Origin of the sequence: Cytobacillus oceanisediminis, from assembly GCF_004366035.1 — a bacterium.
Taxonomy (GTDB): Bacteria; Bacillota; Bacilli; order Bacillales; family Cytobacillaceae; genus Cytobacillus; species Cytobacillus oceanisediminis_C.
This window is the reverse complement of record NZ_SOEE01000015.1, coordinates 1-21,477: the sequence shown is the minus strand read 5'-3', so window position 1 is coordinate 21,477 and position 21,477 is coordinate 1. Positions and strand designations below refer to the sequence as shown.

33 protein-coding genes are annotated in these 21,477 nt (G+C 43.5%); all 33 read left to right on the top strand.

Features of this window, described 5'->3' with window-relative positions; all coding sequences use genetic code 11:
• Positions 1-19: 19 nt before the first annotated feature.
• The 33 genes from rpsQ to DFO72_RS25615 all read left to right on the top strand — a co-directional run bounded on the left by rpsQ (position 20) and on the right by DFO72_RS25615 (position 21,359).
• Entirely contained in the window at positions 20-283 is a 264-nt protein-coding gene (rpsQ, locus tag DFO72_RS25775; protein ID WP_009336589.1) for a 30S ribosomal protein S17, read from the top strand.
• Positions 284-323: 40 nt separating this feature from the next.
• On the top strand, positions 324-692 hold the full coding sequence (gene rplN, locus DFO72_RS25770; RefSeq protein ID WP_009336590.1) for a 50S ribosomal protein L14: 369 nt from the start codon (positions 324-326) through the stop codon (positions 690-692).
• Between the two features lie 37 nt (positions 693-729).
• Entirely contained in the window at positions 730-1,041 is a 312-nt protein-coding gene (gene rplX, locus DFO72_RS25765) for a 50S ribosomal protein L24 (protein ID WP_009336591.1), read from the top strand.
• 26 nt (positions 1,042-1,067) lie between these two features.
• Positions 1,068-1,607 carry a 50S ribosomal protein L5 gene (gene rplE, locus DFO72_RS25760; RefSeq protein ID WP_009336592.1) on the top strand — a complete coding sequence of 180 codons (540 nt, stop codon included), beginning with the start codon at positions 1,068-1,070 and terminating at the stop codon, positions 1,605-1,607.
• Positions 1,608-1,632: 25 nt separating this feature from the next.
• Positions 1,633-1,818: a 30S ribosomal protein S14 gene (rpsN, locus tag DFO72_RS25755; protein WP_009336593.1), complete on the top strand. Its 186-nt coding sequence runs from the start codon at positions 1,633-1,635 to the stop codon at positions 1,816-1,818.
• 29 nt (positions 1,819-1,847) lie between these two features.
• Positions 1,848-2,246 carry a 30S ribosomal protein S8 gene (gene rpsH, locus DFO72_RS25750; RefSeq protein WP_113885238.1) on the top strand — a complete coding sequence of 133 codons (399 nt, stop codon included), beginning with the start codon at positions 1,848-1,850 and terminating at the stop codon, positions 2,244-2,246.
• A gap of 31 nt (positions 2,247-2,277) precedes the next feature.
• On the top strand, positions 2,278-2,814 hold the full coding sequence (rplF, locus tag DFO72_RS25745; protein ID WP_113885237.1) for a 50S ribosomal protein L6: 537 nt from the start codon (positions 2,278-2,280) through the stop codon (positions 2,812-2,814).
• 32 nt (positions 2,815-2,846) lie between these two features.
• On the top strand, positions 2,847-3,209 hold the full coding sequence (gene rplR, locus DFO72_RS25740) for a 50S ribosomal protein L18 (protein ID WP_035332285.1): 363 nt from the start codon (positions 2,847-2,849) through the stop codon (positions 3,207-3,209).
• Positions 3,210-3,233: 24 nt separating this feature from the next.
• On the top strand, positions 3,234-3,734 hold the full coding sequence (rpsE, locus tag DFO72_RS25735; protein WP_009336597.1) for a 30S ribosomal protein S5: 501 nt from the start codon (positions 3,234-3,236) through the stop codon (positions 3,732-3,734).
• A 13-nt stretch (positions 3,735-3,747) separates the two neighbouring features.
• On the top strand, positions 3,748-3,930 hold the full coding sequence (gene rpmD / locus DFO72_RS25730; protein WP_009336598.1) for a 50S ribosomal protein L30: 183 nt from the start codon (positions 3,748-3,750) through the stop codon (positions 3,928-3,930).
• Between the two features lie 32 nt (positions 3,931-3,962).
• Positions 3,963-4,403 (top strand): 50S ribosomal protein L15, encoded by a 441-nt coding sequence (gene rplO, locus DFO72_RS25725; RefSeq protein ID WP_009336599.1) that lies wholly within the window; start codon positions 3,963-3,965, stop codon positions 4,401-4,403.
• Positions 4,403-5,698 carry a preprotein translocase subunit SecY gene (gene secY / locus DFO72_RS25720; protein ID WP_113885236.1) on the top strand — a complete coding sequence of 432 codons (1,296 nt, stop codon included), beginning with the start codon at positions 4,403-4,405 and terminating at the stop codon, positions 5,696-5,698. Before rplO ends, secY begins: the two co-directional genes overlap by 1 nt.
• 59 nt (positions 5,699-5,757) lie before the next feature.
• Positions 5,758-6,408 (top strand): adenylate kinase, encoded by a 651-nt coding sequence (locus tag DFO72_RS25715; protein WP_009336601.1) that lies wholly within the window; start codon positions 5,758-5,760, stop codon positions 6,406-6,408.
• Positions 6,405-7,151: a type I methionyl aminopeptidase gene (gene map, locus DFO72_RS25710; RefSeq protein ID WP_113885235.1), complete on the top strand. Its 747-nt coding sequence runs from the start codon at positions 6,405-6,407 to the stop codon at positions 7,149-7,151. Before DFO72_RS25715 ends, map begins: the two co-directional genes overlap by 4 nt.
• Before the next feature lie 16 nt (positions 7,152-7,167).
• Positions 7,168-7,503 carry a KOW domain-containing RNA-binding protein gene (locus tag DFO72_RS25705; protein WP_113885234.1) on the top strand — a complete coding sequence of 112 codons (336 nt, stop codon included), beginning with the start codon at positions 7,168-7,170 and terminating at the stop codon, positions 7,501-7,503.
• Positions 7,481-7,699 (top strand): translation initiation factor IF-1, encoded by a 219-nt coding sequence (infA, locus tag DFO72_RS25700; protein ID WP_009336604.1) that lies wholly within the window; start codon positions 7,481-7,483, stop codon positions 7,697-7,699. The genes DFO72_RS25705 and infA overlap by 23 nt, the downstream gene beginning before the upstream one ends.
• Positions 7,700-7,734: 35 nt before the next feature.
• On the top strand, positions 7,735-7,848 hold the full coding sequence (rpmJ, locus tag DFO72_RS25695; protein ID WP_000868344.1) for a 50S ribosomal protein L36: 114 nt from the start codon (positions 7,735-7,737) through the stop codon (positions 7,846-7,848).
• Positions 7,849-7,871: 23 nt separating this feature from the next.
• Positions 7,872-8,237 (top strand): 30S ribosomal protein S13, encoded by a 366-nt coding sequence (rpsM, locus tag DFO72_RS25690; protein ID WP_009336605.1) that lies wholly within the window; start codon positions 7,872-7,874, stop codon positions 8,235-8,237.
• 21 nt (positions 8,238-8,258) lie between these two features.
• Complete coding sequence (rpsK, locus tag DFO72_RS25685; RefSeq protein ID WP_053433176.1) at positions 8,259-8,648, top strand: 30S ribosomal protein S11; 390 nt, start codon at positions 8,259-8,261, stop codon at positions 8,646-8,648.
• Positions 8,649-8,821: 173 nt separating this feature from the next.
• Positions 8,822-9,766: a DNA-directed RNA polymerase subunit alpha gene (locus DFO72_RS25680; RefSeq protein WP_009336607.1), complete on the top strand. Its 945-nt coding sequence runs from the start codon at positions 8,822-8,824 to the stop codon at positions 9,764-9,766.
• A gap of 78 nt (positions 9,767-9,844) precedes the next feature.
• On the top strand, positions 9,845-10,207 hold the full coding sequence (gene rplQ, locus DFO72_RS25675; RefSeq protein WP_009336608.1) for a 50S ribosomal protein L17: 363 nt from the start codon (positions 9,845-9,847) through the stop codon (positions 10,205-10,207).
• Between the two features lie 592 nt (positions 10,208-10,799).
• Positions 10,800-11,639, top strand: a complete 840-nt coding sequence (locus tag DFO72_RS25670) for an energy-coupling factor ABC transporter ATP-binding protein (RefSeq protein ID WP_113885233.1) — start codon at positions 10,800-10,802, stop codon at positions 11,637-11,639.
• A complete protein-coding gene (locus tag DFO72_RS25665) occupies positions 11,615-12,484 on the top strand; it encodes an energy-coupling factor ABC transporter ATP-binding protein (protein ID WP_113885232.1) in 870 nt (289 codons plus the stop codon). Before DFO72_RS25670 ends, DFO72_RS25665 begins: the two co-directional genes overlap by 25 nt.
• On the top strand, positions 12,481-13,278 hold the full coding sequence (locus tag DFO72_RS25660; protein ID WP_113885231.1) for an energy-coupling factor transporter transmembrane component T family protein: 798 nt from the start codon (positions 12,481-12,483) through the stop codon (positions 13,276-13,278). The genes DFO72_RS25665 and DFO72_RS25660 overlap by 4 nt, the downstream gene beginning before the upstream one ends.
• A gap of 12 nt (positions 13,279-13,290) precedes the next feature.
• Positions 13,291-14,028 (top strand): tRNA pseudouridine(38-40) synthase TruA, encoded by a 738-nt coding sequence (truA, locus tag DFO72_RS25655; RefSeq protein WP_113885230.1) that lies wholly within the window; start codon positions 13,291-13,293, stop codon positions 14,026-14,028.
• Between the two features lie 233 nt (positions 14,029-14,261).
• Positions 14,262-14,699 carry a 50S ribosomal protein L13 gene (gene rplM / locus DFO72_RS25650; RefSeq protein ID WP_009336613.1) on the top strand — a complete coding sequence of 146 codons (438 nt, stop codon included), beginning with the start codon at positions 14,262-14,264 and terminating at the stop codon, positions 14,697-14,699.
• Between the two features lie 20 nt (positions 14,700-14,719).
• The gene (rpsI, locus tag DFO72_RS25645) at positions 14,720-15,112 is read left to right on the top strand and encodes a 30S ribosomal protein S9 (RefSeq protein ID WP_009336614.1); all 393 of its coding nucleotides are present in this window, start codon (positions 14,720-14,722) and stop codon (positions 15,110-15,112) included.
• 358 nt (positions 15,113-15,470) lie between these two features.
• Positions 15,471-16,313: a pyrroline-5-carboxylate reductase gene (gene proC / locus DFO72_RS25640; protein ID WP_113885229.1), complete on the top strand. Its 843-nt coding sequence runs from the start codon at positions 15,471-15,473 to the stop codon at positions 16,311-16,313.
• Positions 16,314-16,349: 36 nt separating this feature from the next.
• Positions 16,350-17,468, top strand: coding sequence for a glutamate 5-kinase (proB, locus tag DFO72_RS25635; RefSeq protein WP_113885228.1), 1,119 nt, complete (start codon positions 16,350-16,352; stop codon positions 17,466-17,468).
• A 17-nt stretch (positions 17,469-17,485) separates the two neighbouring features.
• Positions 17,486-18,754: a glutamate-5-semialdehyde dehydrogenase gene (locus DFO72_RS25630; RefSeq protein ID WP_113885227.1), complete on the top strand. Its 1,269-nt coding sequence runs from the start codon at positions 17,486-17,488 to the stop codon at positions 18,752-18,754.
• Positions 18,755-18,893: 139 nt separating this feature from the next.
• A complete protein-coding gene (locus DFO72_RS25625) occupies positions 18,894-19,337 on the top strand; it encodes a YbaK family protein (RefSeq protein ID WP_113885226.1) in 444 nt (147 codons plus the stop codon).
• A 100-nt stretch (positions 19,338-19,437) separates the two neighbouring features.
• Positions 19,438-20,160, top strand: a complete 723-nt coding sequence (cwlD, locus tag DFO72_RS25620; RefSeq protein WP_113885266.1) for an N-acetylmuramoyl-L-alanine amidase CwlD — start codon at positions 19,438-19,440, stop codon at positions 20,158-20,160.
• 140 nt (positions 20,161-20,300) lie between these two features.
• Positions 20,301-21,359: an Mrp/NBP35 family ATP-binding protein gene (locus DFO72_RS25615; protein ID WP_113885225.1), complete on the top strand. Its 1,059-nt coding sequence runs from the start codon at positions 20,301-20,303 to the stop codon at positions 21,357-21,359.
• Positions 21,360-21,477: the final 118 nt, after the last annotated feature.

Sequence of the window (21,477 nt, the reverse complement as noted above, 5' to 3'; positions counted from 1 at the left end):
TTGAGAGGAGGTTCGCACAATGAGTGAACGCAACCAACGCAAAGTTTACACTGGACGCGTCGTTTCTGACAAAATGGATAAGACAGTAACGGTTCTTGTCGAAACTTACAAAAAGCATCCACTTTACGGTAAACGCGTTAAGTACTCTAAAAAGTTCAAAGCTCATGATGAGCAAAACCAAGCAAAAACTGGCGATATCGTTCGTATTATGGAAACTCGTCCACTATCTGCGACTAAACGCTTCCGTCTTGTAGAAGTAGTTGAAAAAGCAGTTATTATCTAATTGTTCGGAATAAGGTTTATCCCGAAGGGAGGTTACACACATGATTCAACAAGAATCACGTTTAAAGGTTGCTGACAACTCTGGTGCTCGTGAAGTACTTACAATTAAAGTTCTTGGTGGCTCTGGCCGCAAGACTGCTAACATCGGTGATGTTATCGTTTGTACAGTGAAACAAGCAACACCAGGTGGCGTTGTTAAAAAAGGTGATGTTGTTAAAGCGGTAGTTGTTCGTACTAAGAGCGGTGTACGCCGTAATGACGGTACTTACATTCGTTTCGATGAAAACGCATGTGTAATTATTCGTGATGACAAAGGACCACGCGGAACTCGTATCTTCGGACCAGTTGCCCGTGAACTACGTGAAAACAACTTCATGAAAATTGTATCTTTAGCTCCAGAAGTATTATAAATAACAAATTAAATTGCCTTTAAGGAGGTGCGCACAGATGCATGTGAAAAAAGGTGACAAAGTTATGGTCATCTCTGGTAAGGATAAAGGCAAAACGGGCGTTATTCTTGCAGCGTTCCCTAAACAAAGCCGAGTGCTTGTTGAAGGAGTTAACATTGTAAAGAAACACTCTAAGCCTTCTCAGATGAACCCGCAGGGCGGAATCATCAGCCAAGAGGCACCTGTTCATGTATCAAACGTTATGCCTGTCGATCCTAAATCTGGTGAACCAACTCGTGTAGGCTATAAAACGGTTGATGGCAAAAAAGTACGTGTTGCAAAAAAATCCGGTGAAGTTCTAGATAAATAGTTTAAAGAAGAAGGGAGGTACAATGGATGAACCGCCTAAAAGAAAAGCATTCAAAAGAAATTACTCCTGCTCTAATGAGCAAGTTTAACTATAAATCAGTTATGCAAGCACCTAAGCTTGAAAAAATCGTTATCAATATGGGTGTTGGTGACGCTGTTCAAAACGCTAAAGCACTAGATAAAGCTGTTGAGGAATTAACATTGATCACTGGTCAAAAGCCGGTTATCACTCGCGCTAAGAAATCTATCGCTGGCTTCCGTCTTCGTGAAGGTATGCCAATCGGTGCGAAAGTTACTCTTCGTGGAGAGCGCATGTATGAGTTCTTTGATAAGTTAGTATCTGTATCTCTTCCACGTGTACGTGACTTCCGAGGTATCTCTAAGAAGTCATTTGACGGCCGTGGTAACTATACTCTAGGTGTCAAAGAACAGTTGATCTTCCCTGAGATTGATTACGATAAAGTAAGCAAAGTTCGTGGTATGGATATCGTTATCGTAACTACAGCTAACACTGATGAAGAAGCTCGTGAACTTTTAACTCAATTTGGAATGCCATTCCAAAAGTAATCTCTAAATAGAGGGAGGCGAAAACGTGGCTAAAAAGTCAATGATTGCGAAGCAAAAACGCACGCCTAAACACAAGGTACAGGAGTACACTCGCTGCGAACGATGCGGACGTCCACATTCTGTATACCGTAAATTTAAGCTTTGTCGTATTTGTTTCCGTGAATTAGCATATAAAGGACAAATTCCTGGCGTGAAAAAAGCTAGCTGGTAAACCCCAAGTATGGGAAGGAGGTAAAAACAATGGTCATGACAGATCCAATTGCAGACTTGCTAACTCGCATCCGTAATGCGAACATGGTTCGTCACGAAAAATTAGAAGTTCCTGCTTCTAACATCAAGAAGGAAATTGCTGAGATCTTAAAGCGTGAAGGTTTTGTACGTGATGTTGAGCTTATCGAGGATAACAAGCAAGGCATCATCCGCATTTTCTTAAAATACGGTTCAAACAACGAACGCGTTATCACTGGTCTTAAGCGTATCAGTAAGCCTGGTCTTCGTGTATACGCAAAGGCTGATGAAGTACCTCGCGTACTTAACGGTCTTGGAATCGCACTAGTTTCTACTTCTCAAGGAGTTCTTACAGACAAAGAAGCTCGCGCTAAACAAGTCGGCGGAGAAGTTTTAGGATACGTTTGGTAATAGAGTTTTTCATGAATGGAGGTGCAATTAAATGTCTCGTATAGGTAAAAAACCAATCGAAATTCCATCTGGTGTTACTGTTACTATCGACAATAACACTGTTACTGTGAAGGGTCCTAAAGGTGAACTTTCCCGTTCATTTAACCAGGATATCGAAATCAAGGTGGAGGAGAACGTAATCAACGTTTCCCGTCCATCTGAAGCGAAAGAACACCGCGCATTGCACGGAACAACTCGCGCACTTCTAGCTAACATGGTTGAAGGTGTGTCAAAAGGATTCGAAAGAGGACTAGAGCTTATCGGTGTCGGTTACCGTGCTCAAAAACAAGGCAAAAAGCTTGTTTTAAACGTTGGTTACTCTCATCCTGTTGAAATCGAGCCTGAAGAAGGTATTGAAGTTGAAGTGCCATCTAACACAAAGGTCATTGTTAAAGGTACTAGCAAAGAGCGTGTTGGTGCATTGGCTGCCAACATCCGTGATGTTCGTCCTCCAGAGCCTTACAAAGGTAAAGGTATCCGCTATGAAGGCGAATATGTTCGTCGTAAAGAAGGTAAAACAGGTAAGTAATGCCGCTTAGGTAAACGAAAGGAGTGACCGAAATGATTACGAAGGCTGATAAAAATGCAGTTCGTAAGAAAAGACATGCTCGTGTGCGTGCGAAGCTTTCTGGAACTGCGGCTCGTCCTCGTTTAAATGTGTATCGTTCAAACAAGCACATTTATGCTCAACTTATTGATGATGTAAACGGAGTTACTGTAGCAAGTGCTTCTACACAAGATAAAGAAGTAAACCTTGATGCAACTGGCAACGTTGATGCAGCAGTTAAGGTCGGAGAATTAGTTGCAAAGCGCGCAGTCGAAAAAGGCGTTAAAGCTGTCGTTTTCGATCGTGGTGGCTATCTATATCATGGACGTGTTCAAGCATTAGCTGATGCAGCACGTGAAAATGGTTTAGAATTTTAATAGACAAAGGAGGGACACAAAAAGATGCGTCGTATTGATCCAAACAAACTTGAACTTGAAGAGCGCGTAGTTACGGTTAATCGTGTAGCAAAGGTTGTTAAAGGTGGACGTCGTTTTCGTTTCTCTGCTCTTGTAGTAGTAGGTGACAAAAACGGTCACGTTGGCTTTGGTACAGGTAAAGCACAGGAAGTTCCTGAAGCAATCCGCAAAGCTATTGAAGATGCTAAGAAAAACCTAGTCGAAGTACCTATGGTTGGAACTACAATTCCTCACCAGGTAATCGGTCACTTCGGTGCTGGAGAAATCCTTCTTAAGCCTGCTTCTGAAGGTACTGGAGTAATCGCCGGAGGTCCAGTTCGTGCGGTTCTAGAATTAGCTGGTGTTGGTGATATCTTATCTAAATCTTTAGGTACTAACACACCAATCAACATGGTTCGCGCCACTTTGAACGGTTTAACTCAATTAAAACGTGCTGAGGACGTAGCGAAATTACGTGGTAAATCAGTAGAAGAACTGTTAGGATAAGGAGGGATATCAAATGGCGAATAAACTAGAAGTAACCCTCACTCGCAGCGTGATTGGTCGCCCGCAAGACCAGCGCGAAACAGTTAAGGCTCTTGGCTTACGCAAAATGCACCAAACAGTTGAGCATCAAGATAATCCTGCTATCCGCGGAATGATCAACAAAGTTGCTCACCTTGTTGTGGTAAAAGAAAAATAATTCTATTCTTCTACAAATAAGGAGGTGCCAACATGAAACTTCATGAATTAAAGCCTGCAGAAGGTTCTCGTCAAGAACGCAAACGCAAAGGCCGTGGTATCGGTTCCGGTAATGGTAAAACTGCTGGTAAGGGTCATAAAGGTCAAAACGCTCGTTCTGGCGGCGGTGTCCGTCCTGGATTCGAGGGTGGTCAAACACCTTTATTCCAACGCTTGCCTAAGCGCGGTTTCACTAACATCAACCGTAAAGAATACGCGGTTGTGAACCTTGATGCTTTAAACCGTTTCGAAGATGGAGCAGAAGTAACTCCTGAGCTTCTTATCGAAACTGGTGTGGTAAGCAATGAAAAAGCAGGAATCAAGATTCTTGCAAAAGGCAAAGTTGAGAAAAAGCTTACAGTTAAAGCTCATAAATTCTCCTCTGCTGCAAAGGAAGCTATCGAAGCTGCCGGCGGTCAAACTGAGGTGATTTAATGTTTCAGACAATCTCCAATTTTATGCGTGTGGGTGATATAAGACGAAAGATTATTTTCACCCTTTTAATGCTGATTGTATTTCGCATCGGTACATTTATCCCTGTACCGGGCGTAAATGCAGATCTATTAAAAGCCCAGGATGAACTAAATGTATTCGGTGTTCTGAATACATTCGGCGGCGGGGCGCTCCTGAACTTCTCGATCCTTGCGATGGGGATCATGCCGTACATTACGGCATCCATCATTGTGCAGCTTCTGCAGATGGATGTTGTTCCTAAGTTTACGGAATGGTCTAAGCAGGGTGAGGTTGGACGCCGTAAGTTAGCTCAGTTTACCCGTTACTTTACTATCGTGCTTGGTTTTATCCAGGCTCTCGGTATGTCTTATGGGTTTAATAACCTAGCAGGCGGAATGCTGATTGAAAATCCGAGTATTACCTCTTATCTATTGATTGCTGTAGTATTGACTGCCGGAACTGCATTTCTAATGTGGCTTGGTGAGCAGATTACATCAAAAGGTGTAGGCAATGGTATTTCCATCATCATTTTTGCTGGTATCGCAGCTGGTATTCCTTCAACGGTTAACCAGATCTATGCTCAGCAGTTTGAAAATGCTGGAGAGCAGCTATTCCTTCGCATTGTGACAGTCGTGCTTATCCTGGTTGCAGTCATCGCTATTGTCGTGGGAACGATCTTCATCCAACAGGCATTAAGAAAAATTCCTATTCAATACGCTAAGCGTGTAACAGCAGGGAAAAATTCTGCTGGCGGACAATCAACTCACCTTCCGTTAAAAGTTAATGCAGCTGGTGTAATCCCAGTAATCTTTGCGATTTCATTTATCATCACTCCAAGAACCATTGCAGGTTTTTTTGAGCAGAATGATGTGACGCTTTGGATTCAAAAAATATTTGACTACACGTCTCCAATCGGAATGGTCATTTATAGTGCATTAATCATTGCTTTTACTTATTTCTATGCTTTCATTCAGGTAAATCCGGAACAAGTTGCGGAAAATCTGAAAAAGCAGGGCGGTTATATCCCGGGCATCCGTCCAGGAAATAACACGCAGGAATATCTGACTCGCGTCTTATACCGTTTAACATTGGTCGGTGCGCTCTTCCTGACAGTCATTTCAATCCTGCCGGTATTCTTCATTAATATCGCTGGGTTGCCCGAATCTGCGCAAATTGGAGGCACAAGCCTGCTGATCGTTGTCGGTGTTGCACTTGAAACGATGAAGCAGCTTGAAGCACAGCTGGTTAAGCGTCATTATAAAGGTTTCATTAAATAATTTGGTTGTAGGGGGCGTCTCGTTCCCTTATACCATTTAGAGACTAGGGGGAAATTGACGTGAATTTAGTTTTAATGGGGCTCCCTGGTGCCGGAAAAGGTACACAAGCCGAGAAGATCGTCCAAAAATACGGCATCCCTCATATCTCTACTGGAGATATGTTCCGTGCGGCTATTAAAGACGAAACGGACCTAGGCCTTAAAGCAAAATCATTCATGGATAAAGGCGAGCTTGTTCCTGATGAAGTAACAATCGGCATTGTCCGTGAACGTTTAAGCAAGGATGATTGCGAAAAAGGCTTTTTGCTGGATGGCTTCCCAAGAACGGTTGCCCAAGCAGATGCACTTGAAAACATCCTTTCCGATTTGAACAAAAAAATTGATTATGTCATAAATATTGATGTTGATCAGAGCATTCTAATGGAACGTCTTACCGGACGCCGCATCTGTAAAGACTGCGGAGCTACTTATCACTTAGTATTCAATCCGCCAGCGAAGGACGGAGTGTGCGATCGCTGCGGCGGTGAGCTGTATCAGCGTGCTGATGATAATGAAGCTACTGTTCAGAACAGACTTGACGTTAATATTAAACAAACAAAACCGTTGCTTGATTTCTATGAAACGAAAGGATATCTGCGCAATATTGATGGTCAGCAAGATATTAATAAAGTATTTTCTGATCTTGATGCTTTGCTCGGGGGCTTACAATGATTATTTGCAAAACCCCGCGTGAACTTGATATAATGCGTGAGGCCGGCAGGATCGTAGCACTTACACACCAGGAACTGAAGAAACATATTGTTCCCGGAATCACAACCCGCGAATTGGATGATATTGCTGATCAGTTTATCCGTAAACACGATGCAATCCCGTCTTTTAAAGGGTATAATGGTTTCCGCGGCAACATTTGTGCTTCAGTTAACGATGAACTTGTTCATGGGATCCCTGGTGATCGAGTTTTGAATAACGGTGATATAATCAGCATTGATATTGGTGCTAAATATAACGGTTATCATGGTGACTCAGCCTGGACTTATGCTATTGGCCAAATTAATGAGGAATCTCAGCGTCTGATGGATGTGACAGAGGAATCGTTATATAAAGGTCTTGAAGAAGCAAAACCGGGTGAGCGCTTGTCGAACATCTCCCATGCTATCCAAACGTATGCGGAATCTAATGGCTTTTCCATTGTACGCGAGTATGTCGGCCATGGTGTAGGGCAAGACTTACATGAGGATCCTCAAATTCCTCATTATGGACCGCCTAACAGAGGGCCGCGCTTAAAGCCGGGTATGGTACTTGCTATTGAACCTATGGTGAATGCAGGAAGTCGTTATGTTAAAACCTTAACCGATAACTGGACAGTTGTAACGGTTGACGGTAAAAGGTGTGCCCATTTTGAGCATACAATAGCGATCACTGAATCCGGTTATGAAATATTAACAAAAGCCTAAGGTGCAGGTGATTCCATTGGTTGGTTCTGATACGAATCCGCAGCCTGGTCAAATTGTTTTGATCAAAAGCGGGCGCGATGCTGGTCAATATGCTATAATTATAAGGTTGATGGATGAAAGGTTTGTTATGCTTGCTGACGGCGGCAGGAAGAAATTCGATCGCCCAAAGAAAAAGAACATTCAGCATCTGCAATTGCTTAATTATATCTCTCCAGAAGTTCAGACCAGTCTTGAGGAGACCGGCCGTGTAACAAACGGAAAGTTGCGCTTTGCGCTTGCAAAGTATGTAAATGAATTCGTATATGATTTGAAGAAGGGAGTATCGTTCAATGGCGAAAGACGATGTAATTGAAATAGAAGGCACAGTTGTTGATACTTTGCCAAATGCAATGTTTAAGGTAGAATTAGAAAATGGTCATACAGTGCTAGCTCATGTATCCGGTAAGATCCGTATGCACTTCATCCGCATTTTACCTGGAGATAAAGTAACAGTTGAGCTATCTCCATATGATTTAACACGCGGTAGAATCACATATCGTTTTAAATAATCATTGCACTCCGTACTATTAAGGAGGTTAGGATAATGAAAGTAAGACCATCAGTTAAACCAATCTGCGAAAAGTGTAAAGTTATCCGCAGACGTGGAAAAGTAATGGTTATCTGTGAAAACCCTAAACATAAACAAAAACAAGGTTAAATTGAAGGAGGTGCGCTTATACAATGGCACGTATTGCTGGTGTAGATGTTCCACGTGAAAAACGTGTAGTAATCTCATTAACTTATATCTTTGGTATTGGTAAATCTACAGCTCAAAAAGTTTTGGCTGAAGCTGGTGTTTCTGAAGACACTCGTGTTCGTGATCTTACGGAAGATGAACTTAACAAAATCCGTGACATCATCGACAAATTGAAAGTTGAAGGTGACCTTCGCCGTGAGGTATCACTTAACATCAAACGTCTAATGGAGATCGGAAGCTATCGCGGTCTACGTCATCGCCGTGGTTTACCGGTTCGCGGACAAAACACAAAAAACAACGCTCGTACTCGCAAAGGTCCTCGTAAGACTGTAGCGAACAAGAAGAAATAATCGGTAAAGGAGGTACTTTAAATGGCTCGTAAAACTAATACACGTAAGCGTCGTGTGAAAAAGAATATTGAACAAGGTATTGCACATATCCGTTCTACTTTCAATAACACAATCGTAACTATCACTGATGTTCATGGAAATGCTGTTTCCTGGTCAAGTGCTGGAGCTCTTGGATTCAAAGGTTCTCGTAAATCTACTCCATTCGCAGCGCAAATGGCAGCTGAAACTGCAGCTAAAACTTCTCAGGAACACGGTATGAAAACCCTTGAAGTAACTGTTAAAGGACCTGGTGCAGGACGTGAAGCTGCAATCCGTGCTCTTCAAGCTGCAGGTCTAGAAGTTACTGCTATCAGAGACGTAACTCCAGTTCCTCATAACGGATGTCGTCCACCAAAACGCCGCCGTGTATAATTTTTCTGTATAGATTTTGTATCCTTGTCTATAATGGGATATGATACTAATTTTTTAGTTATACAGAACAATTATTCCAGTTGTTGTGCACAAAACGGGAACGTATACATGGGGGAATTTCGGTTAGAGATTGCTAGCCGGGGTTTCGACGTTTTGAAGGAGGGTATATTTTGATGATCGAAATAGAAAAACCAAAAATCGAAACGGTTGAGATCAGCGATGATGCCAAGTACGGCAAGTTCGTCGTCGAGCCACTTGAGCGTGGATATGGTACAACTTTGGGTAACTCCTTACGTCGTATCCTTTTATCCTCACTCCCAGGTGCCGCTGTCACATCGATCCAAATTGATGGGGTACTTCATGAGTTCTCAACAATTGAAGGCGTCGTAGAAGATGTAACATCTATCATTTTAAACATTAAAAAACTAGCACTTAAAATCTACTCTGATGAAGAAAAAACATTGGAAATCGATGTTCAGGGTGAAGGTGTAGTGAAGGCAGCTGACGTAACTCATGACAGCGATGTTGAAATCCTTAATCCGGATCTTCATATTGCTACTCTAGGTTCGAATGCCCACTTGCGCATGCGTTTAACTGCAAGACGCGGACGAGGCTATACACCAGCTGACCAAAACAAGAGAGAAGATCAGCCAATCGGTGTGATTCCGATCGATTCCATCTACACTCCAGTATCTCGCATTTCTTATCAGGTAGAGAATACACGTGTGGGTCAAATGACTAACTATGATAAGTTAACATTCGATGTTTGGACTGACGGTAGTACAGGTCCTCAAGATGCGGTTGCACTTGGAGCGAAGATCTTAACTGAGCATTTGAATATCTTTGTCGGCTTAACTGATGAAGCTCAAAATGCCGAAATCATGGTTGAAAAAGAAGAAGACCAAAAAGAGAAAGTACTTGAGATGACAATTGAAGAACTTGACTTATCTGTACGTTCTTACAATTGCTTAAAGCGTGCTGGCATCAATACTGTTCAGGAATTAGCCAATAAGACTGAAGAGGATATGATGAAGGTCCGCAACCTGGGCAGAAAGTCACTTGAGGAAGTAAAACATAAATTAGAAGATCTTGGACTGGGCTTACGCAAAGACGATTGATTGATGTGAATTGATTCATCATCTTTATATGTTTGCTTTCAGCAGATTGAATGACTTCAACAAAGGAGGGAAACTTTCATGGGATACAGAAAGTTAGGACGCACTAGCTCACAACGTAAAGCTATGCTGCGTGACTTAGCAACAGATCTAATCATCAATGAGCGCATCGAAACAACTGAAGCTCGTGCAAAAGAACTTCGTTCAGTTGTTGAGAAAATGATCACTCTTGGAAAGCGCGGCGACTTGCATGCACGCCGTCAAGCAGCTGCTTTTGTTCGCAATGAGGTAGCTAACGCTGAAACTGACCAGGATGCAGTTCAAAAATTATTCAGCGACATCGCAACTCGTTATGAAGAGCGCCAAGGCGGATACACTCGTATTATGAAACTTGGACCTCGTCGTGGAGACGGTGCCCCAATGGTAATCATCGAGTTAGTATAATTTTTTAAGGAAAGGGCGCGGGACGGTTTCATTGAACTTGTTCTTTGCCCTTTTTCTATAAAAGCGGCTGTTTCCTTAATATGTTAGGAACGCCCATTTCAGGCCAAAAACGAGCGTTACGATGAGCATGTACAGCTATTATACAGGGATGGATGACCAATAGATTCCCCATTACCTGGTACACTGTCTTGTCTAGCTCATGCACCTCTTCCGGAAAGAAGATTTGCGCCCGGCAGTTTACTGCCTGACGGAAAGAGGTGCAGGCTTTTTTAAATTTAGTATGTTCATAAACCATAAGGAAATCGAGGTCTCTGAACAGTCATACTATAGCAAGAACCAACCACCATACTGCGTCAGTATGAGCTTTTAATAGGGAGGCATAATAGGCATCCAATAAGCTTAGATAGCAGAAATCCAGATTTTCTTGTGTATTACAAGTGTGGGAGAATGGTATCATTCAACGCTTGCTATCCGGAAACATAACCTATTATCGAACTATTTAAAGCTCGCCAAAAATGGCGGGTTTTTTCATTAGGATAAAATATCAGAGCAGAGCTGAAATAGAGAAGCAGAGCTGAGAGGAGGACTTCACATGAACGAGCCGCTGGTAGAATTGAAAAATGTTTCGTTTAAGTACGATGCAGAGACTGGATTTGCGCTGCACAATGTCTCCTTCAATATTTTGAAAGGGGAATGGCTTGCCATTGTTGGCCATAATGGTTCCGGGAAATCAACCCTAGCCAAACTGCTGAATGGCCTGCACTTTCCTCTGGAAGGCAGCATTACAGTAGGCGGAATTCCTTTGACCGAAGAGACCGTTTGGGAAACCAGAAAGAAGATCGGTATGGTTTTTCAGAATCCGGATAACCAGTTTGTCGGAACGACTGTACAGGATGATGTGGCTTTTGGTTTGGAAAACCATGGAATTGAAAGAAATGACATGGTTCAGCGTGTTGCGCAATCACTGGAGAAAGTCAAAATGGCACAATTTCTCAATCAAGAGCCGCACCATCTTTCTGGCGGCCAGAAACAAAGGGTGGCCATTGCCGGCGTCATCGCCCTCAGGCCGAATATTATTATTCTGGACGAGTCAACCTCCATGCTTGATCCAAGAGGGCGTGAAGAGGTGCTTGAAACCGTCAGAGAGCTTAAGCAGGACTATCATATGACAGTCATCTCCATCACACATGATTTGGAGGAAGCTGCAAAGGCTGACCGCATCCTGGTTATGAATAGAGGACAGTTATATCGGGAAGGCACACCTGAGGAAATCTTTCAAATGGATGAAGAGCTTGTAAAGCTGGGCCTGGATATTCCTTTTCCTGTGAAGCTAAGCAAGATCTTAAGAGAAAAAGGATTGCCGTTATCAAGGCATTATTTATCTGAAGAAGAGTTGGTGGAAGAATTATGGACATCTCACTCCAAAATGTAGAATACCGGTATCAGGTCAATACGCCATTTGAACGCCTGGCGATAAAAAATGTTTCCATCGATATTCCAGCAGGCACGTTTCTGGCAATCATCGGTCATACCGGATCAGGCAAATCGACTGTCCTCCAGCATCTAAATGCCCTGCTTAAACCGACTGATGGCCAGGTAGTGATTGGAGAGCGTCTGATCACCTCGCAAAAGAAACAGAAAAACCTGAAGGAAATCCGCCAAAGGGTCGGCATCGTATTTCAATTTCCTGAGCACCAGCTGTTTGAGGAAACGGTCGAGAAAGATATATGCTTTGGTCCGATGAACTTCGGAGTGTCAGAAGAGGAAGCCAAAAAAAGAGCAAGAGCGGCCATCAGGCAGGTTGGCCTGCCGGAGGAAATTTTACACAAGTCCCCATTTGACCTGTCAGGCGGCCAGATGAGACGGGTGGCGATAGCCGGAGTGCTGGCGATGGAGCCTGATGTCATTGTCCTGGATGAGCCTACTGCAGGGCTTGACCCGCGGGGCAGAAAAGAAATCATGGATATGTTCTACAGCCTGCATGGTACAAGAGGGCTATCGACAGTGCTCGTGACACATAGTATGGAGGACGCCTCCCGCTATTCTGATCAGATTGTCATCATGCACAATGGAGAAGTGTACAGAAAGGGAACGCCTAAAGAAATCTTTTCTTCTCCGGAAGGCTTGCTTAAGCTTGGCCTCGATGTTCCGGAGGTTGTCCGTTTTCAGCTGAAAATGGAAAATTCACTTAACATCCGTTTCTCTAAGACATGTCTGACCATGGATGAATTGACGGATGAGATTGCTGCTGCGATGAAAAGGGGGGCGCCAAAATGATGGATAAAATGATTTTTGGGCGCTATGTTCCGGCCGAATCTGTCCTGCATAGGATGGATCCCCGTTCTAAGCTAGTCCTCATTTTCTTATTCGTGTGCATTGTCTTCCTGGCAAATAATATGCTGACATACGGCTTACTGACGGTTTACACCTTTTTGATGATTGCTTTATCCAAGGTGCCGATCCGGTTTATCTATACAGGGTTAAAGCCGGTCCTTCTGCTAGTTATTTTTACATTATTCCTCCACTTGTTTTTGACAAAAGAGGGTGAAGTTCTTTTCCGTTTAGGATGGATTACAATCTATGAAGAAGGTTTGAGACAGGGGATTTTCATATCATTGCGCTTCTTCCTGCTCATTCTGATGACTTCCATTCTGACTTTGACCACGACTCCGATTGAAATAACGGATGGTCTGGAAAGCCTGCTGGCCCCATTGAATAAAATCAAGTTTCCGGTGCATGAGCTGGCGTTAATGATGTCGATTTCTCTTCGCTTTATCCCCACACTCATGCAGGAAACGGATAAAATTATGAAAGCTCAGACAGCCAGGGGAGTCGATTTTTCCAGCGGCCCGATTAAAGAACGTATTAAAGCCATTATTCCTCTCTTGATCCCTTTGTTTGTCAGTTCGTTTAAGCGGGCTGAGGAGCTTGCTGTAGCGATGGAGTCACGCGGCTATAGAGGCGGGGAAGGCAGAACGAAATATAGGCAGCTTAGCTGGGGTCTAAAGGATACGGCAATGCTTGCAATGCTTGCAGCCCTGACCCTGGTGTTAATCCTGCTGAGGACGTAATGAGGTGACCCTATGCAAAGATTTAAATGTAATATAACATATGACGGCACCCATTTTGCAGGCTACCAGGTGCAGCCTGGCAAGCGGACTGTTCAGGGAGAGCTGGAAAGGGCCTTAAAGAAGCTTCATAAAGGAGAAGACATTAAGGTCACTGCCTCAGGCAGAACCGATGCGGGTGTCCATGCAAGGGGCCAGGTGATCCATTTCGATTCCCCTTTGAATATTCCTATTGAAAAATGGGAAATCGCCCTTAATTCCCTGCTGCCGGATGAGGTGGCCATAATAGGGACTGAGACAGTGCCTGATGACTTTCATGTCCGTTTTGATGCGAAAGGGAAGGAATATCGGTACTTTGTGCATCGATCATCCAGGAGAGACCCTTTTAAACGACATTATGCCTATCAGTACCCCTATCCCTTAAATACGGACGCAATCAAACAAGCAGCAGCGGATTTAATAGGGACACATGATTTTACCAGCTTCTGCTCCGCTAAAACGGAAGTGGAGGATAAGGTCAGGGAACTTCAGGAGATAGAGGTGCACGAAAATGGGGATATGCTCATCTTCCGCTTTAGAGGCACCGGATTCTTATATAATATGGTCCGCATCCTGGCCGGCACACTTCTTGAAGTTGGCTCAGGGGAAAGAGACCCCGATTCCATGCCATCTGTTCTTAAGGAAAAAAACAGATCAGCTGCAGGAAAAACAGCGCCTCCCCAAGGTTTATATTTGTGGAAAGTTTTTTATTAAAATTTTGGAAAAAAAAATTGAGGAACCGCGAGGGCGCGTTGTAAAGCCAAACTCACATAAAAAAAGATTTCAAAACAACTAAACCAGGTGTAACATTCGCTTGACATTGGACTGTCAAAGTTATATTATAGCATATGGTATTATTATTAAAACCACGATAAGCCCCGGAACTTATTGTGTCGAATAGATAAACCAAAAAATGATTATGAATGGAATTATTAGGAGGGAAACTGATGCGTACAACGTTTATGGCGAATTCAAACAATATCGAACGTAAATGGTACGTGATTGATGCTGAAGGCAAAACTCTTGGTCGTCTTGCTAGTGAAGTTGCATCAATTCTACGTGGTAAACATAAACCAACTTATACACCACATGTTGATACTGGTGATCATGTAATTCTTATCAATGCTTCAAAAATCGAACTTACTGGGAAAAAGCTTACTGACAAGATCTACTACCGTCACAGCATGCACCCAGGCGGTCTAAAAACAAGAACTGCTCTTGAAATGCGTACAAACTACCCTGAGAGAATGCTTGAGCTTGCAATCAAAGGCATGCTTCCAAAGAACTCTCTTGGTCGTCAAATGTTCAAGAAATTACACGTATATGCTGGTAGCGAACATAAGCACCAAGCACAACAACCTGAAGTTTACGAACTTCGTGGATAATTTTTAGGGAGGTTATTAACTTGGCACAGGTTCAATATATTGGTACTGGTCGTCGTAAGAGCTCCGTTGCACGTGTTCGTTTAGTTCCAGGCGACGGTAAAATCATCATCAATGGTCGTGAAATCACAGATTACATTCCTTTTGCAGCTTTACGTGAAGTTGTAAAACAGCCGCTTGTAGCTACTGAAACAGTTAACAGCTACGATATTCTTGTAAATGTAAACGGCGGTGGATACACTGGTCAAGCTGGCGCAATCCGCCACGGCATCGCTCGTGCATTGCTTCAAGCAGATCCGGAATTCCGTCCAACATTAAAGCGCGCAGGACTATTAACTCGTGACGCACGTATGAAAGAGCGTAAGAAATACGGTCTTAAAGGTGCTCGTCGTGCTCCTCAGTTCTCAAAGCGTTAATATTTGCTTATCAAAGCTCTCAGCTATTTCGGCTGGGAGTTTTTTTATTTCTTATTTTATTTATCTGGCGCTTTTTTATTCGCGCAGCTCAGCCAGTTGGCCGGGTCTTGTTTGTACACTATTGAGAAAATGGAAATTATATTATTGCAAATATGAGCCTGAGAGGGGATTATTCACGCTGAGAGAGCCTCAGCGAATCTTAGGCAGATGATGTTAGCGTTTTCATTCACTATCTCGCCCATATCCTCCCCTCTTTCCCTAATACCCTTGAATATGTATTTGAGCATGTTACGATAGATAACGTTGATAAAATACGAACGGTTATACGAACAGTTTGTTCATTTAAAGGAGGATGTCCATGTTAGCCAATAAAACGATTGCCTTTTTAGGTGCAGGGTCAATGGCGGAATCAATGATTTCGGGAGTCATAACAGCAGAGAAAATGTCACCCGATCGAGTATTTGTAACGAATAAGAGCAATGCAGACAGACTGAAAGAGATTCATGATAAGTATGGTGTGATTGCGATGCCGCAAAGCGAGCTTCCATTTGAGCAGATAGATTTATTCATTTTAGCCATGAAACCAAAAGGTGCAGAGGAAGCTCTGCGTTCGATTAAAGATAAGTTAAATCCTGACCAGGTGATTCTTTCTGTTTTGGCAGGCATTACAACTGAGTTCATGGAAGACCATTTAAATCCGGGACAGCAGGTTGTGCGTGTGATGCCAAATACTTCAAGCATGATTCAGGAATCTGCGACGGCCGTCGTGGCAGGCAGGAATACCAGCCTGGCCAATGTGGAATTGGTTAAGGAATTGCTGGAATGCATGGGGGAAGTGTATATCATCGATGAAAACCAGATGGATGTTTTTACGGGATTAGCCGGAAGCGGCCCTGCTTACTTCTATTACTTGATGGAAAATATGGAGCGGGTTGGGATGCAAAAGGGCATGGACGAAGAGACCGTGCGAAAAATTGTAGCCCAGACGATTTTTGGAGCAGCTAAGATGGTGCTTGAAAAGGAAGAAGCTCCAACTTCTCTTAGAGAGAAAGTGACCTCTCCAAATGGCACAACTGCTTCAGGACTTGAAGCTTTAAGGAAATACAATGGAGGCGAAGCCATCACACAGGCAGTGGAGCATGCCGCTAAACGTTCAAAGGAGATCAGCGAAGAATTGGAAGGCGCCCTTGTCACTTCCTAAGGGAGATGGGATTTATAAGTTTACAGGAGGTATTGGATGTTGATTAAAGAAAAGCAGATAAAAAGAGTTGTTATTAAGATCGGAAGCAGCTCACTAACAAGCATGCATGGGGAGATCAGCCGCAGAAAGCTTGAAAAACTTGCAGAGCAAATTGTCGAGCTGAAGGATGCTGGTTATGAAACAGCTGTTGTCTCATCAGGTGCTGTAGCTGCAGGCTATCGGAAGCTTGGCTGCCTTGACCGTCCTTCTTCCCTTCCGGAAAAACAGGCTGCAGCTTCAATTGGCCAGGGCTTATTAATGGAATCTTACTCAGAACTCTTTTTATCTCATGGGTATGTAGCTTCACAAATCTTAATTACAAGAAGCGATTTCTCCGATGAAAAGCGTTATGGCAACATGCATAACACCATGAATGTGCTGCTGGAGCGCGGAATCATCCCGATTATAAATGAAAATGACACGGTTACGGTTGACCGTTTGCGCTTCGGGGACAATGATACCCTGGCGGCAAAAGTGGCCGGTCTGATTGATGCTGATTTATTGATTATTTTATCAGATATTGACGGCCTATATGACAGCAACCCAAATGATAAACCTGATGCATGTCTTCTGGAGAGGGTCCACAGCATTACACCTGAAATTGAAGCTGCTGCAGGAGGATCTGGAAGTGCTGTAGGAACAGGCGGCATGAAGTCAAAAATCCAGGCAGTGAAAATTGCGATGGCTGCTGGAATTGACTCCTTTTTAGGAAAAGCAGGTATGGAACATATCTTAATGGAAGCTGTGGAAGGCAAGGCGAAAGGAACCTACTTCAAGCCGGAGCCGGATGCATTTAATCTGGACAATCAGAAGCAATGGATTGCATTCCACTCAGGCCCTGAAGGCAAGGTGACCATCAGCTCCCATGGGATAGAGGCGATTGTGGATCATCAAAAAAACCTGTATCGCTCTGATATTCAGGAAGTAAAAGGGCGATTTAAGGATGGCGCAGTTGTCCGCATTCTGGATGAAGAGGGAAAAGAAATCGGTCTCGGCCGCATTAATTATTCAAACGAGCAGTTAAGCGACCATACAGCAGATGAAGAGCATGAGCCGGCCATTGCTCAGGAAACGTTTGTATGTTCCCGCGACTTTAAGCTGCCGGCACTTGTTTAAACTATAGGAGGGATTCAATGACTACTGCACCAGCAGTTAAAACAAATAATATAGAAGAACAGGCAAAAAAGGCCAGGAAGGCTGCCAAAACATTAAGTATTTTAACAACGGAAGAAAAGAACGAAGCGCTCCATACAGTTGCTGCTGCTTTGGAGACTGGATATGAATCCATTCTTGCAGCCAATATGGCCGATTTAAAAAACGGGAAGGAAAAAGGATTCGAAGAGGCATATATGGATCGGCTGTCATTATCTAAAGAGCGGGTTTATGAATTTGCAGCTGGCCTTCGCCAGGTAGCTGAACTTCCCGATCCGGTTGGAGACGTGATGTCTGAATGGACTTTGGATAATGGACTGAAGGTGGAAGAGGTCCGTGTTCCGCTGGGTGTCATCGGCATGATTTATGAAGCAAGACCTAATGTAACAGCAGATGCTGCAGGTCTGGCTTTGAAATCAGGAAATGCCATTATCCTAAAAGGCGGATCATCAGCCCTAAATTCGAATCAGGCTATAGTTGAGATCATTCATGCCGCTCTTGGAAAAACGAAGATACCTAAAGAAGCTGTTCAATTTATAGCCACAGCAGACAGAGAAGCGACAAAGAAGCTGTTTACAATGAAAGAGTATATTGATGTCTTGATTCCGAGAGGCGGCGCATCCCTTATTAAGGCAGTGGTTGAGAATGCAACAGTGCCTGTTCTTGAAACAGGTGTTGGAAACTGCCATATCTATGTGGATAAGGAAGCAGATGCTGAAAAAGCGATCAAAATCCTTGTTAATGCCAAAACAGACCGTCCGGCTGTCTGCAACGCAGCAGAAACGCTGATTGTTCATGAAGTATGGCTTAACCAGCATAAAGATTTGCTTGCACAAGCTCTGAAGAAGCACGGTATAACTGTACATGGAGATGTGGCTGCGGCAAAGGCCTTGCCTGATGTGGTGCCAGCGGGCGAGAACGATTGGGCAAATGAATATTTAAGCCTGGATTTGGCGGTAAAAACCGTAGATAGCCTTGAAAAGGCCATCGATCATATTGACCGATACGGAACAAAGCATTCTGAGGCGATTATTACGGAAAATGGAGAAACAGCCAAAAAGTTCATGCAGCTGACAGATGCTGCAGCATTGTACCATAATGCTTCGACCAGATTCACGGACGGAGGGGCTCTTGGCTTCGGTGCAGAAATCGGCATATCCACACAGAAACTCCATGCGAGAGGCCCAATGGGACTGCCGGCATTAACAACCCGAAAATATCTCATGTCAGGAAATGGACAGATCCGATAAAAAGCGTTTTTAAAATCATCAGCTCTGGCTGTTGCTTTTCGTAACTAAACCCATAAAAAATTGGCAGCCCGATTCGCGGCTGCTTTTTGCATTTCTCTCCCGCTGCAGATAAAGACTATCTTCAAGGGGTGAGAAAGCAGTGACTGTAATAAACACGTTTAAAGAGAAAAAAAGAGAAAAGCAAATCAAATATGAAAAATCAGTCCTTCGGGAAATTTCGATAAAAGCGTTAAAAGAGAAAGTGCAGCAATTTTTTGGCTCTTCCAGATTTGTCTCCGGTCTAATGATGAATGCCGGCATTGAGGAGGCCTGCTATGATGTTGCGATTGAAGCCTATTTGCTGGGGGCCAATTACAGTCGTTTTGGGCGCTTTGGCGAATCGCTGGATCAGGTCCGCCATAGATGTGAAAAAGAGTATAAGCATTTAGTGGATACCCTATATAACTTTTTCCTTTATTGGGGTCATGGTTCGGAAGCGGTTATGAGCGAGTCCCTTTATTATATGTGTGAGCAATATGTAAACAGCTGGTGGTCGGAAGGTTTTAATAAAGGGGAGAGAAGGCATAAATTGCGTCTCCACTGAAAAGTTCAATGATTAAAGGGGTGTCCTGATCGAAGTTCTAGATCTCCATCTTGTCCCATATATTGAAATGAGGATAAGCAGGAGGGACTGATTGGGACAAATGAAGAAAAAATTAAAAATAGGCGGGTTTGCGATCGGGCTTATTGTCCTTTTTCTCATTTTGCAATATGACTTTACGGATGATGATTCCTGGGAATCGTGGAATCTGCCTTTAACAGGAAAAATCATTTTGCTTGATCCCGGCCATGGCGGCCCGGATGGCGGGGCAGGCGATGAAGGGGCACTCGAGAAAGATATCGCATTGGATGTATCATTAAAAGTTAGGGATTACCTCCAGGAGCAGGGAGCTCTTGTGCTGATGACGAGGGAGGAAGACAGAGACCTCGCACCAGAGGGAACCAGGGGCTACAGCCGGAGAAAAGTAGAAGACCTGAAGAAACGGCTTGAAATGATAAATACTTCTAATTCTGATTTTTATGTCAGCATTCATTTAAATTCAATTCCTTCCCCCAGGTGGAGCGGGGCGCAGACTTTCTATGCACCGGGGATTAAGGAAAATGCCAAAGCGGCAAAATTCATACAGGACGAACTCCGCAGCAACCTGGAGAATACCAAGCGGAATTCGAAGCCTTTAAACAATGTTTTCATTTTAAAATACGCCAAAAAGCCAGGTGTCTTAGTAGAAGTTGGGTTCTTATCAAATCCGGGGGAGCGGGCCAATCTGAAAACTGATGAATATCAGGATAAAATCGCTGCCTCCATTTACAATGGAATCATGCGATACTACACCAATGAAAAAGAACTGACCGAAACATGGGAATGAAAAGGCGCTTAGAAAAGTGCCTTTTCTTTTAATGATGCAGGGAAATAGTGAATGTATTCCTGGTGTGATAGAATTAACAGTATAGAATATTCAATATGTTATACTAAAATGGAAACGAATTCAGAAGGCGGGTGCAATGTATGTTAACTGAACAGAAAGTCAAAGAAGCTTTAAACGGCTTGAAGGAACCATTTATACATAGAACATTGGGCGAACTTAACGCCATTGAAGAAATTAAAATAAAGGAAGAAAAGAACCATGTCAGCGTCAAGATTCAAATCGCCAAGACAGGTACAGCTGAACAGCTTCAGTTTCAGACTCAAATCGTCAATCTTCTAAAAGAAGCAGGAGCGGCAACCGTTGGCATACGCTTCAGCGAGCTTCCTGATGAAGTGCTTTCACAATATAGAGAGACAGCGGCTGAAGAAGACAAAGGACTGCTTTCTCCTGGAAATAAAACTGAATTTATTGCGATTGCCAGCGGAAAAGGCGGAGTCGGCAAATCCACCGTATCTGTAAACCTGGCAGTATCCCTGGCCCGTTTAGGAAAAAAGGTCGGTCTGATCGATGCCGATATTTATGGATTCAGCGTACCGGACATGATGGGTATTACAAAGCGCCCTGTGGTCAGAGGAGAAAGGATTCTGCCGGTTGAACGCTTTGGAGTAAAAGTAATCTCAATGGGATTTTTTGTAGAAGATAATGCTCCAATTATCTGGAGAGGCCCAATGCTTGGCAAAATGCTGAACAGCTTCTTCAATGAAGTAGAATGGGGCGAATTGGATTACCTTCTTCTTGATTTGCCGCCGGGAACAGGAGATGTGGCACTGGATGTGCACACAATGCTCCCATCCTGCAAGGAGATCGTTGTGACAACTCCGCATCCTACAGCCGCATTTGTTGCTGCGAGGGCGGGTGCTATGGCACTTCGTACTGAGCATGAAATCCTGGGTGTTATCGAGAACATGGCCTATTTCGAGAGCCAATTGACTGGTGAAAGAGAGCACGTATTTGGTCAAGGCGGCGGTAAAAAGCTTGCTGAGGAACTGCGGACAGAAGTGCTGGGCCAGCTGCCTCTTCAGCAGCCTGATTGGAATGAAGAAGACTTCGCTCCGTCAATTTATAATGAAGACCATAAGCTCGGACAAATTTATACAGATATCGCCCGCAAAGTTATCCAATCAATTGAAAGCAAGTAATGAAAGAAACCTCTTCCGAGTTGTGAACTATACCCCAGATAGTGGACACTGATAAAAAAGTGCCCCTTTCTGGGGTTTTTTGTGTTTCAATAGTTTTAATGAATAGGGCGGAGGATTT